Here is a 17703-nt window from a genome sequence, read left to right as displayed (position 1 = left end):
CCGAATCACCGCCGCCGCCTCCGGGAACCGCCGAGCGAAAGCGGCGGGATGGCCTCATAGAGCGGCATCCGGACCCAGCGCTCGCCCGTCTCCCGGAACTCAGCCCTGGTGGCGAAACGGTACAGGTAGCTGTTGACACGCACCCAGCGCGGCGGATCGCCGTCGAACGGGTCGGCGCGGAGCAGCCGCAGCGTCCGCTGGTCCGCCTCCAGCAGTTTCGTGAGGAACGCGTAAAACCACTCCTCGTGGACGGTGCGCAACGGCAGGAACCACATCAGCCAGTCCAGCCGCAGGTGGTAGGGCGCCCACTGGCGGGGCAGCCGGCGGAGATCTCCGGGTTTGCCCTTAAACCCATATTCGCGCCAGTCTGCTGAGTCCTCAGGTTCTTCGTCGAGGGTGCCTTCCACGACGATCTCGACGCGGTGCTTGGTCACGGTGCCAAACGCGCCATACGTGTTGACCAGCTGCCAGCGGTTGAAGCTGGCATTCATCAGCTGCCCCTTGGAGAGCAGGTTGCGCACGGGCCAGTAGCTGAGGACTACCAGCAGCATTGTGGCCACAAGGGTGACGGCAAGCCAGTACGGGGGACTGCCGCGGCTGCCTTCCTCAGGATCCCCGTCCAGCGGCAGGAACGGCAATACGGCGCGGGCCACGGGGTCGCTGACCGCGGCGAAGGCCAGCACAATGGCCATCCAGTTCAGCCACGCGAAGTTGCCGCTGGCCACCAGCCACAGCTGGGTGAAGATGATGATTCCGGCGGCGGCGCTTGCCACGGGTTGCGGTGCGAAGAGGAAGAACGGCACCACGAGCTGGGCGAAATGGTTCCCCAGGACCTCCAGCCGGTGGAAGGGTTTGGGCAGGAGATGAGCCTGGCGGCTCAGTGGCCCCGGCATCGGCTGCGTTTCATGGTGATAGTAGAGGGCGGTCAGATCACGCCACTCCAGGCCGCCGTGGATCTTGATCATCCCGGCGCCGAACTCCAGCCGGAACACGAGCCAGGCCAATAGGATCAGGATGGTGCGCGGCGGCTCCGTCTGGTCCGAGCCAAGGAAGGCCACCGTGAACCCGGCCTCCAGCAGCAGCATTTCCCAGCCGAAGCCATAAAACGTCTGCCCCACGTTGACGATCGACATGTAAAGCAGCCACAGGGCCAGAAATACGATCAGCGGAACCCACGGCGGCCCAAGCTGGGGGATGCCGGCCACCAGGAGGGCGGAAATTGCCAGTCCGGTGAGGCAGGCACCACGCAGCAGCCGGTCCGAATAGCGCCAACGGAACAGCGTGGGCCGCCGGCGCGCGCTGAACCCTTCCAGATAGTCCGGAACCGGCAACAGGCCACGTTCGCCCAGCAGCGCAGGGAACTGGTTCAGGGAGGACAGGAACGCAACAAAGAACAGTGCCGCCACACCCCGCTGCAGCACTTGCCGGGCGAATCCGTACTCCGGCGCATCGAACCAGGTAACCCAGTCCACGCAATCCACGTTACGCCCGGCGTCGCTGTCCGCCCACTAGGATCGGATGGTGTTTGCATTGGTGCTCATTGCCGTTGTTGCAGGGGCGCTGGCCCAGCGGCTGGCCGGCCTCGGATTCGGCCTTCTCGTCTCTCCCGTCCTGGTGGTGCTGCTCGGCCCCTTCGACGGCGTCATGATCATCAACCTGTGCGGCGCGGCCTCATCCCTCCTGATCCTCTCCCGGGTCTGGCGGCATGTGGAGTGGAAGCGCTACTTCGGACTGGCGCTCGCGGCCCTCGCAGGGGTATTGCCGGGTGCCTGGTTGGCCAGCAACGTGGCCGAAGCGCCGCTGGAGATCTGCATCGGCATCCTCCTCATCATCGCCCTGCTGGCTTCGCAGCGGCTGACCCGCAGCTCCTGGCGCGCCAGTGGCCCCGTTCCCATGGTCTCCCTCGGCTTCACCAGCGGACTGATGAACGCGGCAGCGGGCGTCGGCGGGCCGGCCATCACCGCGTACGCCATTGCCACCCGGTGGGAGCAGAAGAGTTTCGGCGCCACCCTCCAGCCCTATTTCGTGACCACCGGACTGTCTTCCCTGGTGATCAAGTACGTACTATCCGGTGGACATGTTCCCGGACTGGACGGCTGGCAATGGCTCAGCATCCTGGCCGCCATGGTGGCGGGAATCATCGCGGGCGATCTGCTGTCCGGCAAGGTCAAACCGGCTGCCGTGCGGCGGATCGTTGTGGCCATCGCCTACATCGGAGCCGTGTCCACGCTGGCCAAGGGTTTCATCGAGCTGGCGGCGGGCTGACCGGACCGCGGGCCAGGTGCGGGCCGGGGTGCGGGATACTTAACCAATGCAGCCTCGCAGAATCGTCATCCTCGGATCCACCGGTTCCATCGGCACCCAGGCGATTGACGTCGTCGACGGCGCCCCGCACCTTTTTGAGGTAGTGGCGCTCAGCGCCGGCGGAGGGAACCTGCAGCTCCTGGCCCGCCAGGCCGTCCACACCGGTGCCGCCGCTGTGGGCATCGCCGCGGGGGATCCGCGCAAGCTGCGGGACCTGATCTCCGAGGCTGCCCGCCTCGCCGGGCGGCAGGACTACCGCCCCGAAATCATCGCCGGCCCGGACGCCTCGGCCCGCATCGCCGCGGTAGAAGCGGACGTAGTGCTCAACGGCATTACCGGCTCCATCGGGCTCGCCCCGACCCTCGCCGCCCTGAAATCAGGTGCAACGCTGGCGCTGGCCAACAAGGAATCGCTGATCGTCGGCGGAGCGCTCGTCAAGGCCGCCGCCCGCGAGGGGCAGATCGTGCCGGTGGATTCCGAGCACTCAGCGATAGCGCAGTGCCTGCGCTCCGGCTCCGCGGTCGAGGTTGAGAAGCTCATCCTGACGGCCTCCGGAGGGCCTTTCCGCGGCCGGACAAGGGAACAGCTCCACGACGTGACGCCGAAAGAGGCCCTGGCGCACCCCACGTGGGACATGGGGCTGATGGTCACCACTAACTCGGCCACGCTCGTCAACAAGGGCCTTGAGCTCATCGAGGCCCATCTGCTGTTCGACGTGCCGCTGGACCGGATCGACGTTGTGGTCCACCCGCAGTCGGTGGTCCACTCCATGGTCCAGTTCATTGACGGGTCCGTCATCGCCCAGGCGTCCCCGCCGGACATGCGCCTCCCCATTGCCTTAGGGCTGGGCTGGCCGGACAGGGTCCCCAAAGCGGCCTCCCCGTGTGACTGGACCAAAGCCACCAGCTGGACGTTCGAACCGCTGGACACCGTCGCTTTCCCGGCCGTGGACTTGGCCAAGGACGCCGCCAAGCAGGGGAGTACTTTTCCCGCCGTCTTTAACGCGGCAAACGAGGAAGCGGTCATGGCGTTCCACTCGGGACGCATCCGCTTCACCGAAATCGTGGACACCATCGATGCTGTCCTCAGCGAACATTCAGGATCCTCCGGGCTGACGCTGGAGTCGGTACTGGATGCTGAAGACTGGGCACGCACGCGTGCCCACGAACGTTTAGCAGTCAGCAGTCTCTAGGAAGCAGCAGATCCACGCATGAGCCCCGTCCTCCTCTTTATCCTCGGCGTCGTCTTTGTGGCGATCGGCATTGCCGTGTCCATTGCGCTGCACGAAGTGGGGCACCTGGTGCCCGCCAAGCTGTTCAAGGTGCGTGTCACCAAGTACATGATCGGCTTCGGCCCCACCCTGTGGTCCAAGCGGAAGGGTGAAACTGAATACGGCGTGAAAGCGATCCCGCTGGGTGGCTACGTGTCCATGATCGGCATGTATCCGCCCAACAAGGACGACGGCACCGTCCGCCCTTCCAGCACCGGCATGTTCCAGACACTGGCCACGGAAGCCCGGTCCATGGCACACGAGGAAGTGGGACCGGAGGACGCAAACCGCGTGTTCTACCGGCTGCCGGTGTGGAAGAAAATCATCGTGATGCTGGGCGGGCCGGCCATGAACCTGCTGATCGGCGTGATCCTGACCGCCGTCCTGCTGATGGGCTTCGGCATGGCCACGGCCACCACCACCATCGCCGACGTCTCCAAGTGCCAGGTGGCGGCCGGCGAGACCGTTGATCCCGATTCCCCGGACTGCCAGCTGACCCCCGCGGCCGCTGCCGGGCTCCTGCCCAACGACGTGGTCACCTCCTTTGACGGGAAAGCTGTCACCGGCTGGGACGAGCTGACCGAATGGATCCGGACCTCCGCGGGCAGGGAAGTCAGCATCACTGTTGAGCGCGACGGCGCGCCCGTCACCACCGCGGTGACGCCGGTGCTCTCCGCCCGCCCCGTCGTCGGCGTGGACGGACGCCAGGCAAAGGACGACGCCGGCACCCTCCTGTACCAGGACGTCGGCTTCCTGGGCATCGGCGCGCAGACCGAACTGGTTCCCCAGCCGGCGTCGTCCGTCCTGCCCATGGCGGGCGAAAACATCAAGCAAGTGGCCGGCGTCGTCTTCAATCTGCCCGCCCGGGTGGTGGGCGTTGCCAAGGCGGCCTTCAGCGAGGAAGAGCGCGACCCCAACGGCCCCATCAGCGTGGTGGGCGTGGGGCGCGTGGCCGGTGAAGTGGCGGCCATGGAGGAAGTGCCGCTGCAGTCCAGGATTGGGGCACTGGTAGGGCTGCTCGCCGGCTTGAACTTTGCGCTTGCGGTCTTCAACCTGATCCCGCTGCTTCCGCTCGACGGCGGCCATGTGGCCGGAGCGCTGTACGAGGGGGCGCGGCGGCGGGTGGCCAAGCTGTTCGGCAAACCGGATCCGGGCGCTTTCGACATCGCCAAACTGCTTCCCGTGACTTACGTGGTGGCCACGTTGCTGATGGGCATGAGTTTGTTGCTGATTTATGCCGACATCGTGAAGCCGGTGAACCTGTTCGGCTGACTCCTGCGGACGTCTGGCTGGACGGATGTCCCGGATCTACCATGAAACATGGGCACGTTCGCCGTCCAATCAAAGAGCATTAGCCGCTGGATCCGGGCCGGGTTGTGGGCGCTGCCTGTCTCGTGGCTTGTCACCGCCTGGTCCACGCTGGACCCGCATCCGGACCAGGCGAAGGACCCGGAGGCGTGGGCCCGTTTTGTCAGCTCCGATGCGTACCAGATCAGCCATCTTTTCGGCAGTACCGCAGGCACCATCCTGGCCCTGTTCGGTTTCTTTGCTTTGGGCTGTTCCATGGCCAACAGCAGGACGGGGAGCCTGGCAATCGCCTCAATGGTCACAGCTGTTGCCGGCACGGCTTTGCTGCTTGTTCCGGCGGTGATTTCCACGTTTTGCTGGGCCTGCTGCTCGTATTCGTTGGCACGGTGCTGCTGGGGATCGCGGTATGGCGTTCCGACGTGCTGCCGCGCCGGGCTGGGGCCGTACTGATGGCAGGCGCCGGTGGGTGGATCGCCTGGAGCGGATCCCGGCAGGCCACGACAGCACCTGATCGGATCGGGTGATTCTCGAAAATCAGTCTTTATTGGCTGATATTTAATAATCAGCTATTTTTGATTGATTATGAGTGATCACCTGCGTACGGTTAGGGCATGTACGTACTGACCATCGACCAGCGAGGCAGCACTGCCGACGTCGACCGTGTTCCCGATCTGATCGCCGCACTGCGCAGCCTCACACCGGCGACCTTCGAACGGTCCGTGGGTGATGAACTCCAGGGTGTGGTGGAACATGCCGAGGACGTAGTGGAGATCGCCTTGTACGCACTCCGGAGCGGGCGCTGGTACGTCGGGATCGGGATCGGGGCCGTACAGCTCACCCCGGGCGGAAGCCCCCGGGAAGGTTCCGGGAGCGGCTTTGTGGCAGCGCGAAAGGCCGTGGAACTCGCCAAGGGCTCGGCTGGTCAGGTGCCATTGTCGGTGGTGTCCGGCAGTATTGGCCGTGGACGGGAGATGCCTCCCCACGCCAAGGAGGGAGCCATGACCAGTGCAAATGCCCAGGCGGTGCTTCGCCTGATCGGACGGGTGGTGCAGCAACGCACACCAGCCCAGTGGCGGGTGGTGGACCGGTTGCGCGCGCTCCAGGGCGGCGAGGGAAAGCATGGCAGCCAGAAACACGTGGCCCAGGAACTGGGAATCACGGAGCAGTCGGTGAGCCGTGCTGTGCTTAGGTCCGGCTGGCTTGAGGAATGGGCGGCCAGGCCTGCCGCGGCCATGCTCCTGGACCACGCCCATTCCCAGATTGAAGGAGAACGGTGAACGCACTCTGGATCGCAGTTGCGCTGTTGGTGGCCGGATTCGCAGGATGGCCGGTGACCGCACTGGTGTTCCGGCTCGCCAGGACCATTGACGACAAAGCGGACGCGGCCACCAAGTCGGACCAGGACGCATCGGCCCAGGACCCTTCAGCCGACGTCACGGTAGACACCGTTTCGGAAGCCCCGCGGGCCGGTACGGGGCAAACCGTCGACGGCGAGCTGACCACGGGTGGCGGCCAGCCGCCGTCGGACGTTCCTCAGGTGGCGCCGGCGCTGCCGGCCCAGCGGATCCTGCGGGGTGGGGCAATCATCGGAGTCCTGGAACGGTTGGGCGTCTGCGTGGCCATCCTGACCGGACAGCCGGTGGCCATTGCCTACATCGTGGCTATCAAGGGCCTGGGCAGGTTCGCCGAATTGAAAGAGACCCCCGTGGCTGCGGAGCGGTTCATCATCGGAACGCTCACGTCCATGCTGTGGGCTGCGGGAACGGCGGCAGTGATCAAGGTAGTGTTCCTGCAGTGAGTCTTGCTGACTGCCCGGATCGGCGACAGCCCACCCCTGGGGATAGGGTGTCTTTATGACTGTTTTTGCCGTTGAGTATGTGTACGCCGCCGATTCCTCCGCCGTCCGTGATGATCACCGCCCCGCGCACCGCGCCTGGCTGGCGGGTCTGGCGGACGAGGGCCAGCTGCTGACCAGCGGACCCTACGGTGACGGGGCGGGCGCCCTGCTGATCTTCAAGGTCCAGGACGAAACCCACGTGAACGATCTCCTCAAGCAGGACCCGTTCGCCGTCGCCGGCACCATTGCCGGGATCCGGACAACCGAGTGGACTCCCGTGATCGGCCTCCTGGCCGCGCACGCATCCTGATTCCCGGACCCTTTTTTACTACCGAAACACCTACCCAAGGAGTCCACGTGACCTCGGTCAGCCTGGGAATGCCGTCAGCACCGCCGCCCGTTCTCGCCCCCCGCCGCAAGACGCGGCAGATCAAGGTGGGTTCCGTCGGGGTCGGTTCGGACTCGCCCATCAGTGTGCAGTCCATGACCACCACGCCCACCACGGACATCAACGCCACCCTGCAGCAGATCGCGGAACTCACCGCATCCGGTTGCGACATCGTGCGCGTCGCCTGCCCGTCGGCCGATGATGCAGAGGCTCTGCCAATCATCGCTCGCAAGTCCCAGATCCCTGTCATTGCCGACATCCACTTCCAGCCGAAGTACGTCTTCGCGGCGATTGAGGCCGGCTGCGCGGCAGTGCGGGTGAACCCGGGCAATATCCGCAAGTTCGATGACCAGGTCAAGGAAATCGCCCGCGCGGCGAAGGACCACGGGACCTCCATCCGGATCGGCATCAACGCCGGATCGCTGGAGCCCGGCATCCTGAAGAAGTATGGCAAGGCCACCCCCGAGGCCCTCGTGGAATCCGCCGTCTGGGAAGCGTCGCTGTTCGAAGAGCACGGTTTCAACGACTTCAAGATCTCGGTCAAGCACAACGACCCGGTCATTATGGTTGCTGCCTACGAGATGCTGGCCGAGCAGGGCGACTGGCCCCTGCACCTGGGCGTCACCGAAGCCGGGCCCGCCTTCCAGGGCACCATCAAGTCCGCCACAGCCTTCGGGGCGCTCCTGGCCAAGGGCATCGGCGACACCATCAGGGTTTCCCTGTCGGCGCCTCCGGTGGAGGAAATCAAGGTGGGCAACCAGATCCTCCAGTCCCTGAACCTGCGTCCGCGCAAACTGGAAATCGTCTCCTGCCCGTCATGCGGCCGCGCCCAGGTGGACGTGTACACCCTTGCCGAACAGGTCACCGCAGGGCTGGAAGGCATGGAAATTCCGCTCCGCGTGGCAGTGATGGGCTGTGTTGTCAACGGACCGGGCGAAGCCCGCGAAGCCGATCTTGGTGTGGCGTCCGGCAATGGCAAGGGGCAGATCTTTGTGAAGGGCCAAGTCATTAAGACTGTGCCTGAGAGCGAGATTGTTGAGACACTGATCGAAGAGGCCATGCGCATAGCTGAAGAGATGGGGGAGGCCGATGGCGAAGATGCTGTCAAGGGTAGCCCCGTGGTTAGCGTCTCATAAAGAGGACGCCGCGCCGGCGGGAATATCCGTCCGGACCCTCGCCGGCGCGGACACCGCTGCCCTGCGGCGCCTAGCGTCGCAGGATCCGGTGGCCAATGTCTTTATCCTGGCGCACCTCCGGGCGGCGGGCTCTGCCGCGCCCACTGCTGGTGGTGCTGGCGTCCTGGGAGTTTTCGACGACGGCATCCTGGTCGGCGCGTGCTGGGCAGGGGCAAACCTGGTCCCGGTCCAGCTTGACCCCGAATTTGCCGGGCTTGTCGCTGCCGCAGCAAGCAATTCCGGCCGCCGATTCGCCTCCGCCTTTGGCCCCGCAGATGCTGTCCTTGCCCTCCATGCTGAGCTGGCTGAACTAGGGCATGCGGCCCACGAGGTGCGGGATGAACAGCCGCTGATGACGCTGTGCGGGCCGCCGTCGGTGGAGGCGAACGCGGATCTGGGGCTTGGCCGGCTGGCCGATTTTGACCGGATCCTTCCCGCCTGCGCCGCCATGTTCGAAGAGGAAGTGGGCTACTCGCCGTTCCTGGGAGGCAAGGAGTTCTACAGCCGCCGCGTGGAAGGCCTCATCCGGCAAGGCCATTCATTGGCACACGTCAACGACTCCGGCGACGTTGTGTTCAAGGCCGAGCTGGGAGCTGTGACAGCCGACGTCACGCAGATCCAGGGTGTATGGATGAACCCCGGCTACCGCGGACAGGGTCTGAGCGCCGGCTACATGGCTGCCGTGGTGGAGAAGGCGCGCACGCTTGCCCCCGTCACCAGCCTGTACGTCAACGGTTTCAACCTCCGGGCGCGGTCCACTTACGAGCGCGTGGGCTTCCGCCAGGTTGGCACCTTCGCTACGGTTCTGTTCTAGCCGCCAGGTCGCTGGCCTCAGCGTCGCCGCCTTTCAGGCCACCCGCCGCCGGTTCACCCGTCACCCTTCAGGTCACCCGTCAGGTAATGCTGGACGTTCGGAGCCACGAGCCGCACAAGGTCGTCGGGCGAGGCAGACGCGAGTGGCTCCAGCCGCACCACATACCGGACCAGCATCACCCCAACCATCTGCGTGGCCACAAGGTTTCCGCGCATGGCCACTTCTTCGGGCGGGCCGGGGACTCCTGCCATGATCCGGCCGAGGATGGTCCGCTGCACCAGTTCCCGCAGCAGCAACGTCTTGGCCTTGGAGCCGATGGTTCCCCTGAGGAAGGCCACCAGGCTGTGCTGGGCCGGGCTCTCCCACAAGCGCAGCACGGCCCGCACGATCGCCTCTGCCCGGTCCTCTGGCGAGTAGCCGTCAACGCCCGCCAGGACTTTCTCCGGGTCGGCCGGTAGTGCCACACTCAGCGCGAAAAGCTCGTCCTTGCCCTTGAAGAAATGGTGGACCATGGCGGGGTCCACGCCGGTTTCCCGGGCGATCTGGCGCAGGCTGGTCCCTTCGAAACCGTGTTCGGCGAAAAGCCGCCGGGCTGTGTCCAGGATCTGTTCCCTCGACTCGGTGGCCCCGCCGCGCCGGCCCCGCCGGCCCGTACCCGCCGCGCTGCCTGCGGAACCCGGGGCGTCCGCCGGATCATGCTGTCCGTTCACGCTGTCCGCCGCCGCAGGGTCAGGGACGCGAGCACCAGGACCGCCAGGACAATGGCCACGATGACTCCGGCATCCATCCACAGCTGGTCTGTGGGCTCGGTGTTGGCGGCGATCTCCTGGAGGGCATCCACCGAAAAAGTCAGTGGAAGGACATTCGATACAGCCTCGAGGGCCTCGTTCATCCTTTCGCGGGCCACAAAGAGGCCACAGAGCAGGATCTGCGGGACTACCACCACCGGCATGAACTGCACGGCCTGGAATTCCGTCCGGGCGAAGGCCGAACAGAGCAGCCCCAGCGCGACGCCAAGAACCGCATTGATCACGGCAATCATGACCACCAGTCCAGGGCTGCCTTGGATGTCGAGCCCGAAGATCCAGTAGGCCACGGCGGTAGCCACCAGCGACTGCAGGGCGGCCATGATGGAAAATGCCAGCCCGTAGCCGAACAGCAGGTCCGCCTTGTGGATGGGAGTGGTCAGCAGCCGTTCCAGGGTCCCCGAGGTGCGTTCCCGCAGCATCGTGATGGACGTAACCAGGAACATAACCACAAACGGGAAGATCGCCAGCATCATCAGGCCAACCCGGTCAAAAGTCCTGGGCACCCCCGGCGGCAGCGTTTCATTCTCATAGAGAAAGTACACGGCGGTGAGCAGCAGCGCTGGGACCACCAGGATTAGCGCGATGCTGCGGTGGTCGTGCCGGAGCTGGTCGAGGACGCGCCGGGTGGTGGCCAACAGCATCAACAGGTTCATGACCGTACCGTCCTTTCGGGGGAACCACTGGGCACTTCGGCGGTGTCCTGGATGATGTGCAGGAAAGCCTTCTCCAGATCGGCACTGTGCCCGCGCCGGCTCAATTCCGCCGGCGTCAGCTGCGCCAGGAGCTTTCCCTCCCGCAGCAGGAGGAGTGATCCGCAATGGCTGGCTTCCTCCATCACATGGCTGGAAACCAGCAGGGTGGTCCCGGACTCGGCCATGGACCGGAAACGGTCCCACAGGTCAGCCCGGAGCACCGGATCAAGGCCCACGGTTGGCTCATCCAGGACCAGCAGGCTGGGGCGAGCCACCAGGGCACAGGCCAACGACACCCGGCTCAGCTGTCCGCCGGAGAGGTCGCCGGTTTTCTGCCTGGCCTGCGGTTCAAGCCCGACGGCGGCGATCGCCTCTGCGGCCTCGGCGCGGCCCTTGCGGTGCATGGCGCCGAAGTAGCGGACATTGGCTTCGACCGTGAGGTCCGGATACACGCTGGGGGACTGGGTCACGTAACCCACCCGGTGTCGCAGGTCAGGGTGCCCGGCGGGCAGCCCCAGCACTTGGACCGAGCCGGACGTGAGCGCCTGGACGCCCATGATGGCCCGCATGAGCGTAGTCTTGCCGCTGCCGGACGGGCCCAGCAGCCCGGTGATCTCGCCTGCCTGGATGGCAAAGTCCAAGCCGCGCAGGACGGGAACCTTTCCCCGTGTGACGTGCAGGGCGGTGGCGGCCACAGCGATGCTGGCTTCCGTGACGGCCGGGGCGGTAGCTTCTGAATGGGACATTAATGCCTCCGAATGCTGGGAGTCCGCCTTTGAATTCATCAGGTGATGAATTGAAACTAGACCTGCAAAAGGCGGCCGTCAATTACTTCGAATGGAAAAACCCTTGTGGATGTGTCGGCTATCACATATGTTCGATCTAGCTGCGCTGGAGTGGGTGGGCGGTCTCACCAGTCCTCACCAGTACCTAGGCGTCAACGGCCATGGAGCCACGTCCGCATGCAATGACCAGCCGTTTACGGCCAGGGGCTTTGCATGCCGGGCGTGGCTCTATTGCGTCCCGCCCCCGCGGTCTCTGGGCCGGCTCAGGTTCCGCCGCCTGGCGTGCCGTGGATAGCCGGTAGATTAGTACCCAGAAGAATTGCCCGGCTCTGCTTTCCAGCAGCTACTCCCCAGAAACGGATAACCACCCGTGGTCACAAGAATGTCCAAGCTTTTCCTGCGCACGTTGCGTGAAGATCCCGTCGACGCTGAGGTCGCCAGCCACCGGCTCCTGGTCCGGGCCGGCTACATCCGCCGCGCGGCGCCCGGCATCTACACCTGGCTTCCGCTGGGGCTGAGTGTGCTGCGCAAGGTCGAGGCCGTCGTCCGCGAGGAAATGGACGCCATCGGTGCCCAGGAAGTCCACTTCCCGGCGCTGCTGCCGCGAGAGCCCTACGAGGTCACCAACCGCTGGACCGAATACGGCGAAGGTCTGTTCCGGCTCCAGGACCGTAAGGGTGCCGACTACCTGCTGGCCCCCACGCACGAAGAAATGTTCACCCTTCTGGTCAAGGACCTGTACTCGTCCTACAAGGACCTGCCCCTGAGCCTGTATCAGATCCAGAACAAATATCGCGACGAAGCACGCCCCCGCGCGGGCCTGCTGCGCGGCCGCGAGTTCATCATGAAGGATTCCTACTCCTTCGACGTGGACGACGCAGGCCTGGACGCCAGCTACGCCGCCCACCGTGGCGCCTACCTGAAGATCTTTGCGCGCCTGGGCCTGGAAGTCATTCCCGTTGCGGCCACCGCCGGCGCCATGGGTGGGTCCAAGAGCGAAGAGTTCCTGCACCCCACCGAGATCGGCGAAGACACTTTCGTGCGCTCCGCCGGCGGCTATGCAGCCAACGTTGAGGCCGTCACCACCGTTGTTCCGGCCGACATCGACTTCAGCAACGCCCCTGCCGCCGAGGTCCTCGATACCCCGAACACGCCCACCATCGATACGCTGGTTGCCGCGTCCAACGAACTGGCTCCCCGGAGCGAGGCCGACGGCGGCGCGTGGACGGGCGCCGACACCCTCAAGAACGTGGTTCTTGCCGTCACCCTGCCCACTGGTGAGCGCCAGCTTGTGGTCATCGGCCTGCCGGGTGACCGCGGCGTTGACTTGAAGCGCGTGGAAGCCAACATCGGTTCCTTCCTGCCCATCGGCGGCGAGATCACGCTCGAAGCAGCCAACGACGACGACCTCAAGAAGCAGCCCCTCATAGTCAAGGGCTACCTTGGACCCGGCCTGACGCTGGACCAACCCCTACTGGGCAGCGAAAGCTCAACCAAGCTTCTCTACCTGGTGGATCCCCGCGTTGTCAGCGGCACTGCCTGGATCACCGGGGCCAACGAAGCAGGAAAGCACGTGTACGGCCTGGTTGCCGGCCGCGACTTCACCTGGGACGGCGTCATCGAGTGCACCGACGTCCGCGAGGGTGACCCGGCCCCGGACGGCTCCGGTCCGCTGGAGACGGCCCGCGGCATCGAAATGGGCCACATCTTCCAGCTGGGCCGCAAATACGCTGAGGCCCTCGAGCTGAAGGTCCTGGACCAGAACGGCAAGCAGGTGGTGGTTACCATGGGCTCCTACGGTGTTGGTGTCACCCGTGCCGTCGCCGCACTGGCCGAATCCAACCACGATGACAAGGGTCTGGTCTGGCCCCGCGCCGTTGCCCCCGCCGATGTCCATGTAGTGGCTGTCGGCCGCGGCGAGGAAATCTTTGCCACCGCCGAGCAGCTGGCCCTGGAACTCGAGGCCGCCGGCCTGGACGTCATCTACGATGACCGGCCGAAGGTCTCCCCGGGCGTAAAGTTCGGCGACGCGGAACTCGTCGGCGTCCCCACCATCCTGGCCGTCGGCCGCGGCCTGGTGGACGGCGTTGTCGAGATCAAGGACCGCCGCAGCGGCGAAGCGGAGAACGTGGCCGTGGACAAGGCCGTTGACTATGTGGTCACCGCCGTCCGCAGCTGACCTGCGGCGGTGATTTCCGGGTTCGAGTCGATCCAGCTCACCACAATCATCCTGATTGTGGTGGCTGGATTTGCTGCCGGCTGGGTGGACGCCGTGGTGGGTGGCGGCGGTCTGCTCCAGCTGCCGGCGATGCTGCTGGTACCCGGGATTACGCCGGTCCAGGCCTTGGCCACCAACAAGATGGGGTCAATTTTCGGCACCGCCACGAGTGCGGTGACGTACTACGGGCGGGTGAAACCGGACCTTCGGACAGCCGTGCCCATGGCGGTGATCGCCCTTGCCGGCAGCTTCGCCGGGGCGGTGCTCGCCGCCACGCTGCCGGCGAGTGTCTTCAAGCCGATCATCGTGGTGGCGCTGGTCGTCGTGGCGCTTTTTACGGCGCTGAAGCCCAACGTCGGTGACCTCACCGTGCTGCGGCACGATGGCCGCACGCACTACGTGGTGGCATGCATGATCGGGGCCGTGATTGGCTTCTATGACGGCCTGATTGGTCCGGGCACCGGCTCCTTCCTCATCATCGCGCTCGTCTCGGCGATGGGCTATGCCTTCCTGGAGGCAAGCGCCAAAGCCAAGATCGTGAACATGGCCACCAACGCCGGCGCCCTGCTGTTCTTCCTGCCCCATGGGTCAATCCTCTGGGGTGTCGGGCTGCTGCTGGGCCTGGCCAACATGGCCGGCGGCTACCTGGGCGCGCGGACTGCCGTGAAGCAGGGAAGCCGCTTCATCCGCGTTGTATTCCTGCTGGTGGTGGGCGCCCTGATCATCAAACTCGGCGTCGACGTCTGGCAGGAAAACCTAGCCTGATAGGGTAGCCGAAACCCTCGCAGCCGGTATCGCCCGCAGCCCCCGGCCGGGCGTACCATGCAGGTATGTCCGCAGGCGGGGAACCCTATTCGGAAGCATTGTCAGTCGCGGCCCCTCGCGCCGCCGAGTGGCTGGCGAGCCTGCCGGACAGGCACGTCGGGCCCGCCCAAAGCGCCCACGATCTCGAGGCTGACTTCGGCGGGCCCCTTCCCGAACAGGGCATGCCCGCCGCAGCTGTGGTTGAGTACCTGGCGGACAAGGCCGAACCGGGACTGATGGCGATGCCCTCGGGGCGCTTTTTCGGTTGGGTGATCGGCGGGACGTTGCCTGCCGCCCTGGCTGCCGACTGGCTGGTCAGCGCCTGGGACCAGAACTCGGGCCTGCGTTACACCACCCCAGCGATAGCCGCCATCGAGGAGGGGGCCGGCCACTGGCTGCTGGACCTTCTCGGCCTACCGGCGGAATCCGACGTCGGCTTCACTACGGGTGCCACCATGGCCAACTTCACCGGGCTGGCTGCTGCCCGGTGGCGGTTGCTGGCCGATGCCGGCTGGGACCTCGACGGCGATGGCCTGGCAGGCGCCCCGCGGATCCGGTGCTTTGTGGGCCAGGAGCGCCACGAGACCATTGACCTGGGCCTGCGGTACCTCGGCCTCGGCCGGCCCGTCGCGGTCCCCGCAGATGGCCAAGGCAGGCTGCTGGCGGTGGAGCTGGACCGCCTGCTGTCGGAAGGGTCCGGGCCCGCGCTGGTCTGCCTCCAGGTCGGCAACCTCCACTCCGGAGCCTTCGACCCCTTCGACGCCGCCATCGAGGTTGCCCGGCGGCATGGCGCCTGGGTGCACGTGGACGGCGCGTTCGGGCTGTGGGCCGCGGCCGTGCCGGAATTCGTGGACCTCACCCACGGCATGGAGCTGGCCGATTCGTGGGGGACCGACGCCCACAAGACGCTCAACGTCCCGTATGACTGCGGTATTGCCATCGTCAGGGATTCAGCAGCGCTACGCAGCGCCATGGGACTGCAGCACACCAGCTACCTGATCCACGATGTCGAGGGCCCAGGCGACCCGTTTGAAAAAGCGCCGGAGCTCTCGCGCCGCGCCCGCGGCGTACCGGTGTGGGCGGCGCTGAGATCACTGGGCCGGGACGGCGTGGCCAGCCAGGTCCGCGAGTTAGTGCTGCGCGCCTCGCAACTGGCAGAGCAGCTGTCAGCACTGGACGGCGTCGAGGTACTCAACACGGTGGACTACACGCAGGTTTCGCTCGCCTTCGGGGACGATGCCACCACGCGCGCCGTGACAGCCCGCGTGATCGAGGACGGCAAGGTCTGGATGTCCGGTTCACACTGGCGGGGCAGGGATGTCCTGCGCGTCTCGGTCAGTAACTGGAGCACTGACGCGGACGACGTCGGCACTGCAGTCGAGGCGGTCAGCTCCGCTTTGGCGGCTGTCCGGGCAGCGGGCTGACCGCCGGCGAGGCCCCATCCGACCACCGGGGAGGCACTGTCCCGCACGGAAGACATCCGTCCTGCCCGGGAGGGCACCCGCCGCTCAGCTGTCGCCCTGCCCCGGCTCAGGCAGGGCGTGCGCCGAGGGGAGACCATCGAGGGTCCGCCCGGCAAGGGTGCTGGCCACCCAGAGTGACCGGGCCAGATCTCCCTGGTGGCGCGGCAAGGACGCGTAGCAGAGGGCGTTCTCCACTTCGCGTGCCACGGCCCACTGGCGCGCAGCTTCGGCGTCGAGGCCGGCCGCGGCGCTGAAGTCCTGGCACCGCCGCCTCAACCCTCCGGCCGGATCGCTCCGGGGCAGGTCGCCGAGACGGTTCCACAGCAGCGGTGCCACCGCGAACTCCGGTTCGCCGATCATGGGCTGCGGGTCGATGGCGACGAAGGCCTCCCCGGGCAGCCCTCCGCTGATGGTGTGGGGCCGGGCCAGGATGTTCAGGAAATGCAGGTCCGTATGGACCAGGACATCGCGGCCCGAGCGGCGGCCAACGGCGCCGCGGGTCTGGCAGACTTCCAGGGCCGCCTCCAGTAGCCAGCGCGGGAACGGGCGGCCCTGCTGTTCCCAGTCGGCGGGCAGGTCGTCGCTCCATTGTTCGGCCCGCCCGGCGATGTGATCGAACTCCTGCCACTGCGGCCGGCCGTCCGGCACCAGGCCCAACTGCCGCATGGTGCCGCCCCACGCCACCGCCGCTTGATCCAGCGGAAGGGTCTGGAGCGAGGAGTCCGGATTCAGCCGCTCCAGCAGCATGGCGCACGTTCCGGCGTCGGATTCCAACAGCCGGACGGCGCCGGAGCCGCCCCAGAGTGCCAGCGCATGGCGTTCCATCCGTGCCTCATCGTGGGGAAACGCTATCTTGAGCGCCGCCGGTGTCCCGTCCGTCCGGCGGACTGGAACCACCACGCCGCCGTGGCCATGCCACGGGAGGGCGCCGGCTTCCAGGTCAACAGCCAGTTCCCAATGCTCCAGCCGCCCCTGCACCAGTCCCGGGAGGGAGGAAAGCCAGGCCCGTCCCGCGCTGCTGTGGCTGAAACGCCCGCTGAGGGCTGGCGGGATCGGCACGCCAATCTGGACACTCACAGGACGCCGCTTGCGCTAAGCAGGTTGCCGATGGAGAACGTGGCAGCCAAGGCCAAAGCCCCGCCCGCCACCACTCTGGCGGCGGCCCGCAGCTTCGAACCGCCGCCGATCCAGGCGCCCAGCGCCCCGGTGGCAGCGAGTGCCGCCAGCACGGCCGCGAACGTCAGGGGGACCCGGATGTTCTCCGGCGGCAGCAGGATGGCGGCCATCGGCAGGATGGCGCCGGTGACGAACGCAATCGCCGAAGCAAAGGCTGCATTCCAGGGGCTCACAATGTCTGTTTCGTCGATGTTCAGTTCGGCGGAGAGGTGCGCGCCCAGGGCATCGTGGGCCGTCAGCTCCCGCGCTACTTTCCTTGCTGTGTCCAGGCTCAGCCCCTTGCCCTGGTAGATCGCCGCGAGTTCCTCCAGCTCTTCCTCCGGCTGTTCCTGCAGTTCCAGGCGCTCCTTTTCGATCAGGGCCCGCTGGCTGTCCTTCTGGCTGCTGACGGACACGTATTCGCCCAAGGCCATGGATACAGCTCCACCCACCAGGCCGGCCGTGCCGGCGACGAGGATCGGTCCGGACTGCGTGGTGACACCGGCGACGCCCACCACGATTGCGGCGACCGAGACGATGCCGTCATTGGCACCCAGCACGCCGGCTCGCAGCCAGTTCAGGCGCTGGGCGACGTCGTTTTGGTGGGGCTCATTCTCATGAAGGGCGGGGGCGCCGGCACTGTCCATGCCTCCAGCAAAGCATTAGTGCCTGCGCCTGGCC

At 66.2% G+C, this 17703-nt stretch carries 18 protein-coding genes; 12 read left to right on the top strand and 6 right to left on the bottom strand.

Annotation, left to right across the window (positions count from 1 at the left end; all coding sequences use genetic code 11):
* Positions 1–5 precede the first annotated feature (5 nt).
* Entirely contained in the window at positions 6–1472 is a 1467-nt protein-coding gene (locus tag NG697_RS04160; protein ID WP_252613671.1) for a lipase maturation factor family protein, read from the bottom strand.
* Positions 1473–1518: 46 nt separating this feature from the next.
* Between NG697_RS04160 and NG697_RS04155 the strand changes: the two genes are divergently transcribed.
* From NG697_RS04155 to NG697_RS04115, 9 genes are all read left to right on the top strand, one after another.
* On the top strand, positions 1519–2265 hold the full coding sequence (locus NG697_RS04155; RefSeq protein WP_248761812.1) for a TSUP family transporter: 747 nt from the start codon (positions 1519–1521) through the stop codon (positions 2263–2265).
* Between the two features lie 46 nt (positions 2266–2311).
* Positions 2312–3496 (top strand): 1-deoxy-D-xylulose-5-phosphate reductoisomerase, encoded by a 1185-nt coding sequence (gene dxr, locus NG697_RS04150; protein ID WP_252613670.1) that lies wholly within the window; start codon positions 2312–2314, stop codon positions 3494–3496.
* Between the two features lie 18 nt (positions 3497–3514).
* Positions 3515–4846, top strand: coding sequence for a M50 family metallopeptidase (locus NG697_RS04145; RefSeq protein WP_252613669.1), 1332 nt, complete (start codon positions 3515–3517; stop codon positions 4844–4846).
* A gap of 48 nt (positions 4847–4894) precedes the next feature.
* Positions 4895–5332: a hypothetical protein gene (locus NG697_RS04140; protein ID WP_252607882.1), complete on the top strand. Its 438-nt coding sequence runs from the start codon at positions 4895–4897 to the stop codon at positions 5330–5332.
* A gap of 161 nt (positions 5333–5493) precedes the next feature.
* A complete protein-coding gene (locus NG697_RS04135; protein ID WP_252613668.1) occupies positions 5494–6159 on the top strand; it encodes a MarR family transcriptional regulator in 666 nt (221 codons plus the stop codon).
* A complete protein-coding gene (locus NG697_RS04130; protein ID WP_104063097.1) occupies positions 6156–6680 on the top strand; it encodes a hypothetical protein in 525 nt (174 codons plus the stop codon). Before NG697_RS04135 ends, NG697_RS04130 begins: the two co-directional genes overlap by 4 nt.
* A 55-nt stretch (positions 6681–6735) precedes the next feature.
* Entirely contained in the window at positions 6736–7029 is a 294-nt protein-coding gene (locus tag NG697_RS04125; RefSeq protein ID WP_252607883.1) for a YciI family protein, read from the top strand.
* Between the two features lie 47 nt (positions 7030–7076).
* On the top strand, positions 7077–8243 hold the full coding sequence (ispG, locus tag NG697_RS04120; protein ID WP_104063099.1) for a flavodoxin-dependent (E)-4-hydroxy-3-methylbut-2-enyl-diphosphate synthase: 1167 nt from the start codon (positions 7077–7079) through the stop codon (positions 8241–8243).
* Complete coding sequence (locus tag NG697_RS04115; RefSeq protein ID WP_252600049.1) at positions 8206–9096, top strand: GNAT family N-acetyltransferase; 891 nt, start codon at positions 8206–8208, stop codon at positions 9094–9096. Before ispG ends, NG697_RS04115 begins: the two co-directional genes overlap by 38 nt.
* A 53-nt stretch (positions 9097–9149) precedes the next feature.
* Here the strand turns inward: NG697_RS04115 and NG697_RS04110 are convergent, their stop codons facing one another.
* Genes NG697_RS04110 through NG697_RS04100 form a run of 3 tightly spaced genes read right to left on the bottom strand, consistent with a single transcriptional unit; the run spans position 9150 to position 11343 of the window.
* A complete protein-coding gene (locus tag NG697_RS04110) occupies positions 9150–9806 on the bottom strand; it encodes a TetR/AcrR family transcriptional regulator (RefSeq protein ID WP_374209888.1) in 657 nt (218 codons plus the stop codon).
* Positions 9803–10546 carry an ABC transporter permease gene (locus NG697_RS04105; RefSeq protein WP_056348486.1) on the bottom strand — a complete coding sequence of 248 codons (744 nt, stop codon included), beginning with the start codon at positions 10544–10546 and terminating at the stop codon, positions 9803–9805. Before NG697_RS04105 ends, NG697_RS04110 begins: the two co-directional genes overlap by 4 nt.
* A gap of 8 nt (positions 10547–10554) precedes the next feature.
* A complete protein-coding gene (locus NG697_RS04100) occupies positions 10555–11343 on the bottom strand; it encodes an ABC transporter ATP-binding protein (RefSeq protein ID WP_252607884.1) in 789 nt (262 codons plus the stop codon).
* A gap of 409 nt (positions 11344–11752) precedes the next feature.
* Between NG697_RS04100 and NG697_RS04095 the strand changes: the two genes are divergently transcribed.
* From NG697_RS04095 to NG697_RS04085, 3 genes are all read left to right on the top strand, one after another.
* A complete protein-coding gene (locus tag NG697_RS04095) occupies positions 11753–13561 on the top strand; it encodes a proline--tRNA ligase (RefSeq protein ID WP_252600019.1) in 1809 nt (602 codons plus the stop codon).
* A gap of 9 nt (positions 13562–13570) precedes the next feature.
* The gene (locus tag NG697_RS04090; protein ID WP_252600020.1) at positions 13571–14365 is read left to right on the top strand and encodes a sulfite exporter TauE/SafE family protein; all 795 of its coding nucleotides are present in this window, start codon (positions 13571–13573) and stop codon (positions 14363–14365) included.
* 65 nt (positions 14366–14430) lie between these two features.
* Positions 14431–15828: a pyridoxal phosphate-dependent decarboxylase family protein gene (locus NG697_RS04085; protein WP_252607885.1), complete on the top strand. Its 1398-nt coding sequence runs from the start codon at positions 14431–14433 to the stop codon at positions 15826–15828.
* An 84-nt stretch (positions 15829–15912) separates the two neighbouring features.
* Here NG697_RS04085 and NG697_RS04080 read toward each other — a convergent pair whose 3' ends face one another.
* Positions 15913–16944, bottom strand: a complete 1032-nt coding sequence (locus NG697_RS04080; RefSeq protein ID WP_252607886.1) for an aminoglycoside phosphotransferase family protein — start codon at positions 16942–16944, stop codon at positions 15913–15915.
* A complete protein-coding gene (locus NG697_RS04075) occupies positions 16941–17669 on the bottom strand; it encodes a VIT1/CCC1 transporter family protein (protein WP_252564829.1) in 729 nt (242 codons plus the stop codon). Before NG697_RS04075 ends, NG697_RS04080 begins: the two co-directional genes overlap by 4 nt.
* Between the last annotated feature and the right edge of the window lie 34 nt (positions 17670–17703).

It is taken from the genome of Pseudarthrobacter raffinosi, from assembly GCF_023913835.1.
In the GTDB taxonomy this organism is placed as follows: Bacteria; Actinomycetota; Actinomycetes; order Actinomycetales; family Micrococcaceae; genus Arthrobacter; species Arthrobacter raffinosi.
The sequence above is the reverse complement of the archived record's forward strand: the minus strand, read 5'-3'. Positions and strand labels throughout refer to the sequence as shown.

Excerpts from the sequence above, each read along its gene's own strand:
- NG697_RS04100 (WP_252607884.1), bottom strand. The coding sequence starts at position 11,343 with ATGTCCCATTCAGAAGCTACCGCCCCGGCCGTCACGGAAGCCAGCATC.
- NG697_RS04085 (WP_252607885.1), top strand. The coding sequence starts at position 14,431 with ATGTCCGCAGGCGGGGAACCCTATTCGGAAGCATTGTCAGTCGCGGCC.
- NG697_RS04105 (WP_056348486.1), bottom strand. The coding sequence starts at position 10,546 with ATGCTGTTGGCCACCACCCGGCGCGTCCTCGACCAGCTCCGGCACGAC.
- NG697_RS04140 (WP_252607882.1), top strand. The coding sequence starts at position 4,895 with ATGGGCACGTTCGCCGTCCAATCAAAGAGCATTAGCCGCTGGATCCGG.
- NG697_RS04135 (WP_252613668.1), top strand. The coding sequence starts at position 5,494 with ATGTACGTACTGACCATCGACCAGCGAGGCAGCACTGCCGACGTCGAC.
- NG697_RS04125 (WP_252607883.1), top strand. The coding sequence starts at position 6,736 with ATGACTGTTTTTGCCGTTGAGTATGTGTACGCCGCCGATTCCTCCGCC.
- NG697_RS04115 (WP_252600049.1), top strand. The coding sequence starts at position 8,206 with ATGCTGTCAAGGGTAGCCCCGTGGTTAGCGTCTCATAAAGAGGACGCC.
- NG697_RS04145 (WP_252613669.1), top strand. The coding sequence starts at position 3,515 with ATGAGCCCCGTCCTCCTCTTTATCCTCGGCGTCGTCTTTGTGGCGATC.
- NG697_RS04155 (WP_248761812.1), top strand. The coding sequence starts at position 1,519 with ATGGTGTTTGCATTGGTGCTCATTGCCGTTGTTGCAGGGGCGCTGGCC.
- NG697_RS04075 (WP_252564829.1), bottom strand. The coding sequence starts at position 17,669 with ATGGACAGTGCCGGCGCCCCCGCCCTTCATGAGAATGAGCCCCACCAA.
- dxr (WP_252613670.1), top strand. The coding sequence starts at position 2,312 with ATGCAGCCTCGCAGAATCGTCATCCTCGGATCCACCGGTTCCATCGGC.